Origin of the sequence: Halopiger aswanensis, from assembly GCF_003610195.1 — an archaeon.
GTDB lineage: Archaea > Halobacteriota > Halobacteria > Halobacteriales > Natrialbaceae > Halopiger > Halopiger aswanensis.
The window spans coordinates 1,159,083-1,173,203 of sequence record NZ_RAPO01000002.1 but is presented as its reverse complement, the minus strand read 5'-3'; the positions used below and the strand labels follow the sequence as shown (position 1 = coordinate 1,173,203).

The window sequence follows — 14,121 nt, the reverse complement described above, 5'->3', positions numbered from 1 at the left end:
TGCCACCACGGACACCACGCACCCGCCGCTTATCGACCCTGCTTGACCGTACTCGAGAAATTGACCTCTCGCTCGTCGGTGACGACTACGAGGGGTTCTTTCGTGCTAACTCCGAGCCACAGATCGGACACCGATCCTTTTCCTCGTCGAACTCGCGGCCGCAGCCCTGACACTGCCAGTGCCAGTGGCGCTGTTCGTCGATGCCTTCGCGGGCGATCACTTCGACGGCGACGTTGAGCTTTTCGGCGACGTTTTGCATCGCGTAGTCGTCGGTGACGAGCGTCCCGTCGAGTTCGAAACTCGCCGCGATGAGCCGAACGTCGGTCTCCGAGAGGACCTCGAGGTCGCCCGACTCGCGGGCCGCGCGCTGGACCTTTTCGGTGGTGTCGTCGTTCGGGATGTGGATGTGCATCCCCGAGCCCTCCATCGCGTCGTAGCGATAGGCGCTCTCGTCCTCGAGTTCTTCGCGGACGAGGGGGATAGTTGCAGTCTGTTCTGACGTGTGAAAGTCGTGGATAAAAGCCGAGGAGTCGAGAACGTACATACCGTTAGCGCTGGACGACGATGTAGTCTTTCACCGCTTGGACGCGGCTGACCGGCACGAGAAAGCGACCGTCCTCGTTGATGTTGAAATCAACCGAGCGGGTCGGCAGTTCTTCGTCCGGCTCGATAACGAGGTCGTGCAGTTCTCCGGATTTCAGATCCATCGTGATGTTGTAGAGCAGCCCGAGCTCCGTCCCGTCGGAACCCATGACGGATTTGCCCGAGAGGTTCTCAGCGAGTATATCGCTCATGCATACCCGTATTTACTAATCGGTATTAAACGATTTGCTAAACTGGATTGCGTGCAATTACATCGGCGATCGCGAACTCGAGTTGCACGGCTGTCGGTTCGGTCGGGGACGCGGCCGTCCCGTCGGCGACATATCGTTCGATCGTTGCTCGAGGAGCGAAGCACCGTCTGATTCGAGGCGAGCCGTCTCGTGAGGCGACGCCGTAACTCGAGCGAGTTGCTCGATCGCTGCGACGCAACCCTGCGTTGCGAATCGATCGAGGTGACCGGCGTGACGATGGGTTTAACTACCGTCCTGCGGACGCTCTAGGCAAGACCTTCTCGGGTGGTTCACCATGTCGGATACGGATACTGATACAGAGACGAACGCACGCGACCCCGCATCTACATCCCTTCGAACGCCGATCGTCGCCGTCCTCGGACACGTCGATCACGGCAAGACGAGCTTGCTCGACAAGATCCGCGGCTCGGCAGTCATCGAGGGCGAAGCGGGCGCAATTACCCAGCACATCGGGGCGACGGCCGTCCCGCTCGATATTATCTCCTCGATCGCCGGCGATCTCGTCGATCCCGACGACTTCGATCTGCCCGGGCTCCTCTTTATCGACACGCCGGGGCACCACTCCTTTACGACGCTGCGCTCTCGCGGCGGCGCGCTCGCCGACATCGCTATTCTCGTCGTCGACGTCAACGACGGTTTCCAGCCCCAGACGCTCGAGGCCTTAGACATCCTCAAACGGTCGGAAACCCCGTTTATCGTCGCCGCGAACAAGATCGACACCGTGCCGGGCTGGAACGAAAACGAGGACTCGCCGATCAACGACACCTACGAGTCCCAGTCCGACCGCGTCCGCTCGCGGCTCGACGAGCAACTCTACGAGATCATCGGCAACCTCTCGGACGAGGGCTTCTCCGCCGACCTCTACTGGCGCGTCCAGAACTTCCAGCGCAACGTCGGCGTCGTCCCGGTCTCCGCGATGACCGGCGAGGGCGTGCCGGACCTGCTGGCCGTCATGATGGGGCTCTCCCAGCGGTACATGAAAGAGGAGATGGAGATCGACGTCCAGGGGCCGGGCGTCGGCACCGTCCTCGAGGTCAAAGACGAGAAGGGATTCGGGACGACGATCGACACGGTGCTGTACGACGGGACGATCCGCGCGGACGACCAGCTCGTCGTCGGCGGACAGAACGAGCCGATCGTCACCGACGTCCGCGCGCTGCTCCAGCCCCGGCCGCTCGCCGAAATTCGAACCGAGAGCCGATTCGAGAAAGTCGACGAGGTCGGCGCCGCGGCCGGTATCAAGGTCGCCGCCCCCGAACTCGACGAGGCGATGGCCGGCGCGCCGGTGCGGGTCGTCCGCGACCGCGACCTCGACGACGTCGTCCACGAGGTCGAGGCCGAACTCGCCGACATCGCCGTCGATACCGCCGAAGAGGGTGTCGTCGTCAAGGCCGACACCCTCGGCAGCCTCGAGGCGATGGCCGACGCCTTGGACGAGGCGGAGGTGCCGATCGTCCGCGCGGAGGTCGGCGACGTCGCGCCCCGTGACGTCTCGGTCGCCTCGACGGCCGACGATCCGAAACAGCGGGTCATCCTCGGCTTTAACGTCGACACGCTCTCCGACGCCGAGCGCCGGGCCGAGGCCGACGACGTCACGATCTTCACCGACGAGGTCATCTACCAACTCATCGAGGAGTACGAGGAGTACGTCGAGGAGATCGAGGAGGCCCAGCAGTCGACCATCCTCGAGAACATCTCGCGGCCGGCCCGGTTCCGCATCCTGCCGGATCACACCTTCCGCCAGAACGATCCGGCGGTCGTCGGCGTCGAAGTGAACTCCGGGACCGTCCAGAACAACGCGAACGTCGTGAAGTTCGAGGGCAACGAACCCGACCGCGTCGGCCAGATCAAGGGCATTCAAGAGCAGGGCGAGGACGTCGACGAGGCCCGCGCGGGCGACCGCGTCTCGGTCGCGATCGACGGTCCGACCGTCGGTCGCCAGATCGAGGAGGACGACGAACTCTGGATCGAGATTCCCGAAAAGCACGCGAAGATCTTAGAGCAGGAACTGGCCGACGACATCCCGGCCGACGAACTCGAGGCGCTGAACATGTACCTCGACAAGCAGCGCAGCCGCGATCCCTTCTGGGGCAAGTAACGCGGCTTTCTTTCCGTCGCTCGAGAACTATCGGGTACTCGTCTTTTCTGTCGCTACTCGTCGAAAGCCGCGTCCGACGACGACACCGGCCAATGCTCTTATCATAGCTGCTCACCTATAAGAAGTATGAACCGTCTCGTCTGGGTGCTCGTCGCGGCGTACGTCGGCCTCGCCGCCGGACTGTTCTACTCGCTCGCGATCGGGGCGACGGATCTGTTCGTCCTGCTGGCGGCGGTATTGCTCGTCCTCGCCGTCCCGCAGTGGCTCATTCTCTCGCGGCGTAACGGGCGAGTGCTCGAGAGCGAGTCGACGGCCCAGGAGCGGTCCTGATCGTCTCGGACGGGTGGTCTTCGGAGACGACGTCGTTGCGTTCTTCGTCTCGTATTCGAGCTCAGTCCTCTTCAGCGATCTCGAGCCCGAATCGTGCGCCACCGTCGATCGCACCGAGTGAAGCGGTGTCTCTGACGCGCGCGACGACGGTTACGGGGGCGGCGGCCCGCGGCTCGTCCTCGACGCTGGCGGGCGTGGGGCCCCAGAACAGGCAGAGTTTCGACCCCGCGGGCCAGTAGGCGATCGCACCCTCGGGGACGACCTCGCTTGCGTCCTCGAGCGGCGCGTCGAGCGGGACGTCGATGTAGAGTTCGTCGCCCCACCGAACGGCGTCGCCGGCCACCGGCAACGCGTCCGCGAGCGCCCGCTCGGTTTCGGGCGCGTCGTCGGTCCAGACCGCCTCGAGTTCGAGGTCGTCGACGGTGACGGAGAGATCGCTCATACGGTGGGCAACGAACACTCGATACTTTGCAGTACTGACCGCTGCCGACAGCGTGACTACGGCGGCGACGGGTTACGTAGTCTCGGTTTCGGTCTCGAGGTCGGGCGTCTCGGTCTCGGTTTCCGTCGCGGACTCGCCCTCGCTGGCGGCGTCGCGCTCGCGCTGATCCGGCCGGTCGTGCGCGGGTGCGTCGGTACCCGCTCGAGCCCGGGCGCGTTCGATCCCCTCGAGCACCGCTTCGGGGTCGTCGATGACCGAGCGATCGCAGCGGATGTCGAAGTGGTAGCCCTCGCGCTCGAGGACGAGTTCGTCGTCGGTCAAGCGGACGTCACCGATCTGGTCCCACGGGATAAACTTTCGATCGCCGATTACGAGTCCGGCGTCGTGGGCGCTGATCTCGGGCGGATTCCACCGTTCGTTCGGATCGATACTGTCCAAGCCGCCCCAGTCGGTGCGCTCCGCGAGGAACATTGCGATCCCGTAGACGACCCAGAACAGCCCGACCCAGTAGCCGGTTACCGCCATCGCGAGGCCGCCGCCGACCGTTACCGCCGTGAGCGCGGCCGTGGCAGTTTCGCCGGAGAAGAACCCGGAGCGCTGCCAGGTCCAGCGTGCGGTCGGCTCGTCAGCTGCGATTGCATCGGCGTATCGCTTTCGAGAGAGGCGATTCAGGCCGAACGCCGAGACGCCGGTCAGGAGGGCGAACGCGCTCGCAGCGATGGCAAGCCGCCCGCTCCCCTCGAGACCAGGGATGACCCCGAGACCGAAGGGGACGGCGCCGAACCCCGCGGCGGGGAGGTACGACGCGAGCTGTCGCCACCGACTCCCGCCGATCCGCTCGGGCAATCCGTGGGCTCGCTTCGCGAGGATGTGTCCCACGACCGCGACGGCGGTGAGCGCGCTCGGAAGGAGCCCCAGCAGCGTCGCCGTGGTCGCACCCGCCAGGAGGCCGCCGATCGCCGCGGTTCCGGTCGCGACGATCCCGAGGTAAAACCCGAACCCGGCCTGAAAGCCGATGTCGGGCTCGCCGACGTCGTCCGGATCGGGCTCGAGGTCGGTGTCGGAAACGTGTTGGTCGCGAGACACCACGCTCGATACTCTGCATGGCCAGCTATAAATACGCCCGGGAACGGCTGGGTTCGGCGCTGATCACAGTGTTCGGGTCGTGAACGGCCGATCCGGATTCGGGTCGCCGCCGAACTGCTGCAGTCGGGTGATGAAACGGTTGCTACTTCCACTGTAACGATTAACTAGGTGGTTCCGGTTGGTCCGCGTATGCTCGTGCATCTCCGCCAGTACAAACACGAAGAGGTCCAGTTCGACGACAACCGGACGACCGGCGAGTCCCAGACGGAGGATACGGTCGACAAGGAACCCGAGGAGTATTTCGGCGAAAGCATCGACGAGTTCAACCTCGAGACGTGGGAGACGATCGAGTACGAGGACGATCCGATCCAGCAGCGCGACGTGTCGATCGAGGGGGTAACCGCAGTCTCCGTCCCGAAAGAGGAGACCGACGCGGATGACCCGGACCTCCCCGGGAAAACGATCCAGCTGCGGATGGGCGGCGGCATCGAGTACCTCGATCAGGCGGAGATCGTCGAGGTGCAGGATCTGAATCCTCAAGACGAAGCCGAGGGAAAGGTCTCGAAGGAGGACGAACCCCACGGGAAGGCGAGGATGGACGAGGAGCCGTAGGGAGCGAGTCGCGACGCCGGTCGGCAACTCCTTTTCTAGTCCGTGTAGGGCTCTCGAGCCAGTAGCGACGCCGTACCGTGCCAAGGGCTGTCGGAGGCGATACGGTCCCGAAATCGTTTTCAATCGGTCGCGCGGACACTCGGTATGCCGACGGAATCGGACACTGATTATGACCCCACACTGGGGAACAAGTTCATCTTCGTCACCGGCGGCGTCATGTCGGGACTCGGCAAGGGGATTACAGCCGCGAGCACCGGCCGACTCCTGAAAAACGCCGGCTTCGACGTGACCGCCGTGAAGATCGACCCGTACCTGAACGTCGACGCGGGGACGATGAACCCCTACCAGCACGGGGAGGTGTACGTCCTCAAGGACGGCGGCGAGGTCGACCTCGACCTGGGGAACTACGAGCGGTTCCTCGACGTCGACATGACCTCGGATCACAACATCACCACGGGGAAAACGTACCAGCACGTCATCGAGAAGGAGCGTGCCGGCGACTACCTGGGCAAGACCGTCCAGATCATTCCCCACATCACCGACGACATCAAGCGCCGCATTCGGGAGGCGGCAGAAGGCACCGACGTCTGTATCGTCGAGGTCGGCGGCACCGTCGGGGACATCGAGGGGATGCCCTACCTCGAGGCGCTGCGCCAGTTCGCCCACGAGGAACCGGAGGAGAACGTTCTCTTCACGCACGTGACGCTCGTCCCGTACTCGAAGAACGGCGAGCAAAAGACCAAGCCGACCCAGCACTCGGTCAAGGAAGTGCGCTCGATCGGCCTCCAGCCCGACATCATCGTCGGCCGCTGCGAGGACCGCCTCGATCCCGAGACCAAGGAGAAGATCGCGCTGTTCTGTGACATTCCCACCGACGCCGTCTTCTCGAACCCGGACGTCGAGGACGTCTACCACGTCCCGCTGATGGTCGAGGAAGAGGGACTCGACCAGTACGTCTTAGAGCACTTCGGGCTGGCCGACGAGGCCCTGCCCGAGGGTGAGCGCGCCAACGAGTGGCGCGAGATCGTCACCACCGACCAGACGGCCGAGGTCGACATCGCGTTGGTCGGCAAGTACGACTTAGAGGACGCGTACATGTCGATCCACGAGTCGCTGAAACACGCCGGCTTCGAACTCGGCGTCGACGTCAACGTCCACTGGGTCCACGCCGACGGGATGGCCGACGAGTACGACGACCAACTCGACGATGTCGACGGGATCATCGTCCCCGGCGGTTTCGGCATGCGCGGCACCGAGGGCAAGATCCGCGCGGTCCAGTACGCCCGCGAGAACGACGTCCCCTTCCTCGGACTCTGTCTGGGCTTCCAGATGGCCGTCGTCGAGTACGCGCGCAACGTCCTCGGGCTCGAGGGCGCCCACTCGGCGGAGATGGACGAGGAGACGCCCCACCCGGTCATCGACATCCTGCCCGAGCAGTACGAGGTCGAAGATATGGGCGGGACGATGCGGCTCGGCGAGCACACGACCGTCATCGAACCCGAGACGCTGGCCTACGAGCTGTACGGCGACACGTCCTGCTCGGAACGACACCGCCACCGCTACGAGGTCAACCCCGAGTACTTCGACCAGTTCGAGGACGAACCGCTGACGTTCTCGGGCACCGCGGGCAACCGGATGGAGATCCTCGAGCACGAGGATCATCCGTTCTTCTTCGGGACGCAGTTCCACCCCGAGTACAAGTCCCGGCCCGGCCAGCCGAGCCCGCCGTTCGTCGGCCTCGTCGAGTCCGTGCTCGAGCAGCGCGGCGACGAGGGAGTAGCGGCTGAAAGCGAGACCGACGCGGACACCGACGCCGAAACGGAGGTCACCCACTGATGGTAGACACAGACACGTTCGTTCCGGAAGCAGTCGCAGAGATCGAAGACGAAATCGGCGACGAAAACGCCGTCATCGCCCTTTCGGGCGGGGTCGACTCCTCGGTCGCGGCCGCCCTGGCCTACGAGGCCATCGGCGACCGCCTGACGCCCGTGTACGTCGACACCGGTCTGATGCGCAAGGGCGAGACCGACCAGATCCGCGAGACCTTCGACTACATGGAGTCGCTGCGGATCGTCGACGCCAAGGATCGGTTCCTCGAGGCGCTCGAGGGCGTCACCGACCCCGAGGAAAAGCGCGAGATCATCGGCGAGCAGTTCATCCGCGAGTTCGAGCGCGAGGCCAAAGACGCCGACGCCGACTACCTCGTGCAGGGGACGATCTACCCCGACCGCATCGAGAGCGAGGGCGGGATCAAGTCCCACCACAACGTCGGCGGCCTCCCCGACGTCGTCGACTTCGAGGGGATCGTCGAACCCGTTCGCGACCTCTACAAGGACGAAGTCCGCGAGGTCGCACGCCACCTCGGCTTAGAGGAGATCGTCGCCGAGCGAATGCCGTTCCCCGGCCCCGGCCTCGCCGTTCGGGTTATCGGGGAAGTCACCGAGGAGAAACTCGAGGTCGCCCGCGAGGCCAACCACGTCGTCGAGGAGGAACTCGAGGAGTACGAGCCGTGGCAGGCTCTCGCGGCGGTCATCGGCAAGGCGACGGGCGTTAAGGGCGACAACCGCGTGCACGGCTGGGTCGTCTCCGTCCGCTCGGTCGAGTCCCGCGACGGGATGACCGCCCGCGCACAGGAAATCGACTGGGAGACCCTCCAGCGCATCCAGTCGCGGATCACGGGGACCAACGAGAACGTCGCGCGCGTCGTTTACGACGTCACCCACAAACCGCCCGCGACGATCGAGTACGAATGAGCGAGGAGTCCCAGCCCACGCGAGCGATCGTCGCCGGCCCCGACGCCGACGGCCTCGGCGAAGCCCTCGAGAACGAAGGCGTCGACGTCACGCGCCTCGACGGCGTTATCTCGCGCCCGCAACTCGAGGAGGCCGGGATCGTCGACGCCGATCTGTACGTCCTGACCGACGTCGGGCAGGCGACGACGATTCCGATCGTCTGCGATCTCACCGACGAGATCCGAACCGTCGTCTACACCGAGGATTCGATCCCGGAGTTCGTCAAGGCGCAACTCGATATCGCGGTCGACCCGAAGTTGCTGACGCCGGCGATCGTCGCCGAGGAACTGCTCGGCTGATCGTCACGCCGCCGGTCGTCGCCGACTGCCGTTTTTGCGTGCCGTAATCGTCAGTTGCAGTTAGATGCCGGTAGTGAACGGTCTCGAGGTCGATATCGGCGGATTAAATCCGAGTTAAATTCGGCGGAATTCGGCGTAAGAAGGGTATACCGTCGCCCCCGTTCAAGTAGGTCGCCCCCCTACGAACGAGTGGAGGTCGACGGGTCACTTCCACCGTAGGCACCCACGCCTGTTCCCGTGACTTCCAGCAATCCCACCACAGCACCCTTCCCCCACCATTGCCGTACCGTTCCGACGCGGGCTGCTGCACCGGCCTGGGTCACTCCTTGCGGTTCTGGCATCCGAGGCGCCACCGCGCCTCGGGAACTTTCACTCCTTGCGAGCGACGGCGCTTCCGTTGCTCTTAGTCGGCCGACGGTTGGAGCCGCTCGAGGATCGGAATCTCGGCGAGTCGCTCCTCGCTCAATTCCGACCATTCGAGAGCCGTCGGTTTCGCGCCCCCTGCCGCGTCAGTCTCGAGCGTCCGCTCGGGTGTGACGATCCGATCCATGGGCACGTCGTGCGACGACAACGGGACGTCCTCGTCGACGACCTGTAGTTCGTGGACCGTCGTCGCGGTGGCCGTCGCGTCGTCCACGAGGTCGAACTCGCCGAGGATCGCGAACTCGAGGTCGCTGTATCCTTCGCCCTTGCCGACCCGCGCGCCGGCCTCGGTGACCGCGACGCTGCCGGAGACGATCAGATCGATCGGATCGACGTCCGCCGGATGGACCGGAACGCCGACCTCGGAGGAGCCGCCGACCGTCGTCGCGTGGTCGATATCCTCGACTTCGTCGGGATCGAGTCGGAGGAAACACTGTTCGTCGCGGAGCCGCGGGACCGCCATGTAGACCGTCTTCCCCTGCCGCAGCGCGGCCCGTCGCACGGGCAGTTGCGGTGCGTCGGGGTTGGCCTTGATGACGTCGGCCTCCTGCCAGGCGTCGGTCTCCTGGAGCCGTTGTGCGGCGTCGTCCGCGCCGGCGAAGTTCGGAATGCGTCCGTGGGGCGGAAACGGAAACCGCGCCTCGCCGCTGTCCTCGAGGTCGTCCCAGATGCGCTCGCGGAGCGCCTGTTTGTCCATACCGGCCCTTGTGGCCGCTGCTACTAGTACCTCGAGGGATCAGTGCGGCTGAGCCGACGTGCAGCGACGAGTTAGCGGGAGTTGCCGTCGCCGTTCCGGTCGATTTCCTCGGATTCGTCCGTCTCCTCCTCGTCAACGCGCGCGAGGTCGACGAGATGCCCCGCTTCGGGGAGGATGATCTCTTCGGTCGCGAGTCGGGCTGCATCGGCGCTGCCGGGGAGGCAGAACACGGGTTTTCCCTCGGCGACGCCGGCCAGGGTCCGCGCGGCGACGACGCGGGTGCCGACCGCCTCGTAGGCGAGCGACGTGAACAGCTCCCCGAAGGCGGTCAGTTCCTTGTCGAGCAGCGATTCGACGGCCTCGATGACGACGTCGTCCGGTTCGACGCTCGTCGCCCCCGCCGTGATGACGAGGTCGACGTCGTCCCGTTCGATCATGCGCAGGACGATCGACTGCACCCGATCGTGACTCGGGACGACGTGCTCCCGGGTCGCGAGGTCGAAGTCGGCCCCCTCGAGCGCGTCTTCGACCGCCGTTCCGGCCGGGTCGTCGTCGAGGGACCGATCCGCGGCGATCGTTACGATACTCGCACCGAGGGACGACTCCTCGCTCTCGATTGCCGTCTCGCTTGCGGGCTCAGCATCCGACTCGGACTCGCGCTCGCTCATACCCCGCTTTCGGCAGCCGCGCGGAAAACGCTGCCCTCCCTGTCCCGCGGCTTCGAGCGACGGGAGACCGTCCGGCGCGGCGGCGGCGAGTTCTTCTACCCACAATTATAAATGACGAATCCGTCTGCTACCGTATATGCAGGCGGTAAAAATTACCGAACACGGCGATACTGATGTCATCGAGTACGGCGAGTACCCCGACCCGGAGGTCGGTCGCGACGAGGTACTCGTCGACGTCAAAGCCGGCGCGCTCAACCACCTCGACGTCTGGGTTCGCCGCGGGCTGCCGACGCTGTCCCTCGAGATGCCCCACGTCCCCGGCAGCGACGCGGCCGGCGTCGTCGAGGAGGTCGGCCCCGACGTCTCCCGGTTCGAGCCGGGTGACCGCGTCGCGGTCACCGCCGGCGTCAGCTGCGGCGAGTGCGAGTTCTGTCGCGACGGCGACCCCACCCTCTGCGTCAACTTCCACCTGCTGGGCGAGCACGTCACCGGCGTCCACTCCGAGTACGCCGCGGTCCCCGAGGACAACCTGATCCCCGTGCCGGACGGCGTCGACTGGGTCACCGCCGGCGCGTCCTCGCTGGTCTTCCAGACCGCCTGGCGGATGCTGATCGACCGCGCGGACCTCGAGGCCGGCGAGTCGGTGCTGGTGCTCGGCGCCAGCGGCGGCGTCGGCCACGCGGCCCTCCAGATCGCCGACTACGCGGGCGCGGAAGTGTATGCGACCGGGAGCACGGAGGAAAAACTCGAGTACGCCCGCGAGCACGGGGCGGATCACGTCGTCAACTACGAGGAGCGAAACTTCGCGGACTGGATCCGAGAGGAGACGGACAAGCGCGGCGTCGACGTCGTCGTCGACTACATCGGCGCCGGCACCTGGCGCGATTCGATCAAGAGCATGGCCAAGAACGGGCGGCTCGTCACCTGCGGCGGGACGGCGGGCGGCAACCCAGAGACGGACATTCCGCGCATCTTCTGGAACCAACTCCACATTATCGGCTCGACGATGGGATCGCCGGGCCAGGTCGACGACGTGATGGAACTCGTCTGGGACGGCACCTTCGAGCCCGCGATCCGCGAGGTGCTGCCGATGAGCGAGACGGCCCGCGCCCACGAGATCATCGAGGGACGCGAAGGATTCGGCAAGGTCGTCGTGCGGCCGGACAGTGAACTGTAAGGCTGGCAGGTCCCCTGGCGCGCTCGAGTATCGACCCTGAACACCACCCCCGAATCGGTTCGGTGTCGGCCTCCAGTAGCACCGGAACCGTGAGGACTTTCACCACGCCTCCGCAACTCCCGCTGTGACCTCGAGCGACGACGGCGGCTACGTGCACGATCCCGGGGCGTTCGACGAGGACGGCGAGCGCCGCGAGCCCGCCGGTACCGCCGATACCGACGCTGCGGCCGGCGAGCGCGCGCCCGATGCCGACCGGGACGACTGGGTCGAGGACCCGATCCACCCCGGGATGGTCGACCGCGAGTTCGACTGGCGCGGCTGGACCCTCGTCGGCGTCATCGTCTTCGCCTTCCTGATCGCGCCGGCGACGATCATCCTGCTGCCGCCGTCGAACTACCGGTTCGCGCTGCTCATCTTGCCGCTCGCGCCGGCCGTCCTGCTCGCGCTGACGGCGGTCTGGGCGACAGTCCGTCCCTGATTCGTTGCGCTGCTTCTGAAAAACGAGTTCAGCCCGCCGTTAGGCCCGATTCTCGAGTACCGATTCGAGTTGCTCGATCGCGTTCGATCCGTGTTCGACGTCCTCGTCCGGCGCGTCCGCGCGCTCGAGGTAGTCGGTCAGTAGCTCCCGAAGCCGTCGTGCCTGATAGCCGGTGAGCGTCGCGGTCTCACCCGCTGACTCGAGGGCATCGAATACGTCGATCGCCCAGGTCGGCGGCTCGTCGCCCTCGTCGATCAGTTCGTCGACGCGGGTCACGATGGCGTGGTGGGCGATCCATTGCTCGTCCGTTCCGAGCTCGATTTCGTGCGTCTCGGTTTCCGGTGATGGGGAACTCATTTCGTCACACGGACCGATTCCGTTGGTCCTCGTCCGACGCTACGAACGGGGGTGTAATAAGCCTTGTTGCTTGCTATCCATTGACACGGTCGACGCAGTCGATCGGTTTCCGGCTCGAGCAGTGGGTCGCGCGGAAAACGGTGCGCAGTCGCGAACCGTCGGCGTTACTCTCGAACGTCGCGCCGCATGGCGATCTCGAACCACGGGCAGAGTCGAAGCTGTCGGTACCACTCCGGATTCGAGTGGAGTCGCTCGTAGGGGACCCACATCAGGCCCGCGACCTCGTCCTCGTTGGGATCGAGGCTCCGGTCGTTCAGCGTCACTTTGAGAACGGCACAGACCTCGTGTTCGACGCCTTCGTTCTCGAAGTAGCGCTTGTACTCGAAGCGGTCGGTCAGGCGCAGGTCGTCGTACTGGTCCGGCGTGATGCCCAGTTCCTCCTCGAGTCGCTGTCGGGTCGCTTCCTCCTGGCTCTGGCCCTCGACGGGGTGGGAGGCGACGGTGCCGTCCCAGTAGGTACACCAAAGGCGCTTGTCGGGCGCTCGCTGTGCGAGCAGGATGTTGCCCTCGCCGTCGAACACGAGCGACGTGAACGCGCGATGTCGAATTCCGTCCCCGGTGTGGGCCTCGAGGCGGTTGACGAGTTCGATCTCGTTGTCGTCGGCGTCGACGGCGATCACGTCCTGTCCGGCGTTCTCGTGTTGCAGGTTGTCCTGCTGCGAACTCATACCTCCACAATTACGGTGACTCTTGAAACCAGTATCGTCTTGGTCGCCGCGGTGCCCCGGCTACGAGCGGAACGGCCATCGGCCGCCGTCGTCGGGATCGGACTGATAGCGGTCCCCGACCGCAACCGTCAGCGCGCTCGGATCCGTCTCGAGGGTCAGGTGCTCGGTCTCGAGCATCTCGCCGTCGAGGCTGTACTCGACGGCATCCTTCCGGCTCTCGAGCGCCAGCGATGGGGTTCGCCGGCGGACGATACTCCCGCTGTCCCGGCTGAACAGTCCCTCGAAGGCCTCGAGGGCCGCCCCGCCGAGTAGCTCCGTCGTGGCGGCATCCTCGACGATCGTCACCTCGAACAGGCCGTCCTCGACGTTCGCCTGTGCCGTTCGGGCGCCGGTAAAACGCCGGCAGTTCCCGACGAGGACGAACAGCGCGTTGCCTTCCCACATCCCCGCCGCCTCGCCGTTCGGCCCTTCCGCCGTCTTTACCCGCAGCGGGAGCGCGTCGAACGAGCCGATCGTATCGACGGTCTCCTTGACGTAGGCCAGTACCCCCAGTTCCGCCTTACTCTCCGTGGAGGTCTCGCTGCTGGCCTCGGCCGTGACGCCGCCGACGCAGGAGTTGACGAAGGCCCGCTCGTTCGCGGTCCCGAGATCGATCTGGCGCCGTCGTCCACCGTCGATGACCGCAAAGGAGTGCTCGAGGCCCTCGATGCCGATGTTCGACGCGAAGTTGTTCCCCGTGCCCGCGGGGACGACGCCGAGGGTCGTCGTCTCGAGTTCGTCGGCGGCCGCGATGCCGTTGACGACCTCGTTGACGGTCCCGTCGCCGCCCGCCGCGGCGACGAGCGAGGCGTTCGGCGCGGCATCTCGAGCGAACCGCCTCGCGTCGCCGCGTTCCTCGGTTCTTCGAATCTCGAAACCGCGGTCGGCGGCCAGTTCGATGACGTCGTCGACGTGATCGCCGCTGCCGCTGACGGGGTTGAGAACGAGGACGCGATCGCCGGTTCCGTCGCTGGCATCGGGGGTCTCCGCGGCGTCCGAGTCCATACCCCCGTTTATGCCGGCCCTGCGCAAAAGGGCCAC

Annotated in this window: 17 protein-coding genes; 8 read left to right on the top strand and 9 right to left on the bottom strand. The window is 65.6% G+C overall.

Annotated features, from left to right (window positions below):
- Positions 1–85: 85 nt before the first annotated feature.
- Together ATJ93_RS12685 and ATJ93_RS12680 are read right to left on the bottom strand one after the other, a co-directional pair.
- Entirely contained in the window at positions 86–544 is a 459-nt protein-coding gene (locus ATJ93_RS12685) for an NOB1 family endonuclease (RefSeq protein WP_013881123.1), read from the bottom strand.
- Positions 545–548: 4 nt separating this feature from the next.
- Complete coding sequence (locus tag ATJ93_RS12680) at positions 549–794, bottom strand: PRC-barrel domain-containing protein (RefSeq protein ID WP_013881124.1); 246 nt, start codon at positions 792–794, stop codon at positions 549–551.
- A 334-nt stretch (positions 795–1,128) separates the two neighbouring features.
- Between ATJ93_RS12680 and infB the strand changes: the two genes are divergently transcribed.
- The gene (gene infB, locus ATJ93_RS12675) at positions 1,129–2,952 is read left to right on the top strand and encodes a translation initiation factor IF-2 (protein ID WP_120244979.1); all 1,824 of its coding nucleotides are present in this window, start codon (positions 1,129–1,131) and stop codon (positions 2,950–2,952) included.
- 126 nt (positions 2,953–3,078) lie between these two features.
- Positions 3,079–3,282, top strand: coding sequence for a hypothetical protein (locus tag ATJ93_RS12670; protein WP_120244978.1), 204 nt, complete (start codon positions 3,079–3,081; stop codon positions 3,280–3,282).
- Positions 3,283–3,343: 61 nt separating this feature from the next.
- Here the strand turns inward: ATJ93_RS12670 and ATJ93_RS12665 are convergent, their stop codons facing one another.
- Both ATJ93_RS12665 and ATJ93_RS12660 read right to left on the bottom strand, forming a co-directional pair.
- Positions 3,344–3,724, bottom strand: coding sequence for a cyclophilin-like family protein (locus ATJ93_RS12665; RefSeq protein ID WP_120244977.1), 381 nt, complete (start codon positions 3,722–3,724; stop codon positions 3,344–3,346).
- A 72-nt stretch (positions 3,725–3,796) separates the two neighbouring features.
- A complete protein-coding gene (locus tag ATJ93_RS12660; RefSeq protein WP_120244976.1) occupies positions 3,797–4,813 on the bottom strand; it encodes a PH domain-containing protein in 1,017 nt (338 codons plus the stop codon).
- Positions 4,814–4,999: 186 nt separating this feature from the next.
- Between ATJ93_RS12660 and ATJ93_RS12655 the strand changes: the two genes are divergently transcribed.
- The 4 genes from ATJ93_RS12655 to ATJ93_RS12640 all read left to right on the top strand — a co-directional run bounded on the left by ATJ93_RS12655 (position 5,000) and on the right by ATJ93_RS12640 (position 8,513).
- The gene (locus tag ATJ93_RS12655; protein ID WP_120244975.1) at positions 5,000–5,422 is read left to right on the top strand and encodes a hypothetical protein; all 423 of its coding nucleotides are present in this window, start codon (positions 5,000–5,002) and stop codon (positions 5,420–5,422) included.
- Between the two features lie 144 nt (positions 5,423–5,566).
- Entirely contained in the window at positions 5,567–7,258 is a 1,692-nt protein-coding gene (gene pyrG, locus ATJ93_RS12650; protein WP_120244974.1) for a glutamine hydrolyzing CTP synthase, read from the top strand.
- Positions 7,258–8,175: a glutamine-hydrolyzing GMP synthase gene (gene guaA, locus ATJ93_RS12645; RefSeq protein ID WP_120244973.1), complete on the top strand. Its 918-nt coding sequence runs from the start codon at positions 7,258–7,260 to the stop codon at positions 8,173–8,175. The genes pyrG and guaA overlap by 1 nt, the downstream gene beginning before the upstream one ends.
- Complete coding sequence (locus tag ATJ93_RS12640; protein ID WP_120244972.1) at positions 8,172–8,513, top strand: DUF7126 family protein; 342 nt, start codon at positions 8,172–8,174, stop codon at positions 8,511–8,513. Before guaA ends, ATJ93_RS12640 begins: the two co-directional genes overlap by 4 nt.
- Positions 8,514–8,916: 403 nt before the next feature.
- On the opposite strand, the gene ATJ93_RS12635 is transcribed toward ATJ93_RS12640, so the two are convergent.
- Positions 8,917–9,633, bottom strand: a complete 717-nt coding sequence (locus ATJ93_RS12635; protein WP_120244971.1) for a 5-formyltetrahydrofolate cyclo-ligase — start codon at positions 9,631–9,633, stop codon at positions 8,917–8,919.
- A gap of 71 nt (positions 9,634–9,704) precedes the next feature.
- Positions 9,705–10,301, bottom strand: coding sequence for a MogA/MoaB family molybdenum cofactor biosynthesis protein (locus ATJ93_RS12630; protein WP_120244970.1), 597 nt, complete (start codon positions 10,299–10,301; stop codon positions 9,705–9,707).
- 136 nt (positions 10,302–10,437) lie between these two features.
- Between ATJ93_RS12630 and ATJ93_RS12625 the strand changes: the two genes are divergently transcribed.
- Both ATJ93_RS12625 and ATJ93_RS12620 read left to right on the top strand, forming a co-directional pair.
- Positions 10,438–11,478 carry a zinc-binding dehydrogenase gene (locus ATJ93_RS12625; protein ID WP_120244969.1) on the top strand — a complete coding sequence of 347 codons (1,041 nt, stop codon included), beginning with the start codon at positions 10,438–10,440 and terminating at the stop codon, positions 11,476–11,478.
- A 124-nt stretch (positions 11,479–11,602) separates the two neighbouring features.
- Positions 11,603–11,956, top strand: coding sequence for a hypothetical protein (locus tag ATJ93_RS12620; RefSeq protein ID WP_120244968.1), 354 nt, complete (start codon positions 11,603–11,605; stop codon positions 11,954–11,956).
- A gap of 39 nt (positions 11,957–11,995) precedes the next feature.
- Here ATJ93_RS12620 and ATJ93_RS12615 read toward each other — a convergent pair whose 3' ends face one another.
- The 3 genes from ATJ93_RS12615 to ATJ93_RS12605 form a co-directional block, all read right to left on the bottom strand.
- Positions 11,996–12,313: a DUF7853 family protein gene (locus tag ATJ93_RS12615; RefSeq protein WP_120244967.1), complete on the bottom strand. Its 318-nt coding sequence runs from the start codon at positions 12,311–12,313 to the stop codon at positions 11,996–11,998.
- A gap of 164 nt (positions 12,314–12,477) precedes the next feature.
- Positions 12,478–13,041, bottom strand: a complete 564-nt coding sequence (locus ATJ93_RS12610) for an NUDIX hydrolase (RefSeq protein WP_120244966.1) — start codon at positions 13,039–13,041, stop codon at positions 12,478–12,480.
- Positions 13,042–13,101: 60 nt separating this feature from the next.
- Positions 13,102–14,085, bottom strand: coding sequence for a diacylglycerol/lipid kinase family protein (locus tag ATJ93_RS12605; protein ID WP_120244965.1), 984 nt, complete (start codon positions 14,083–14,085; stop codon positions 13,102–13,104).
- Between the last annotated feature and the right edge of the window lie 36 nt (positions 14,086–14,121).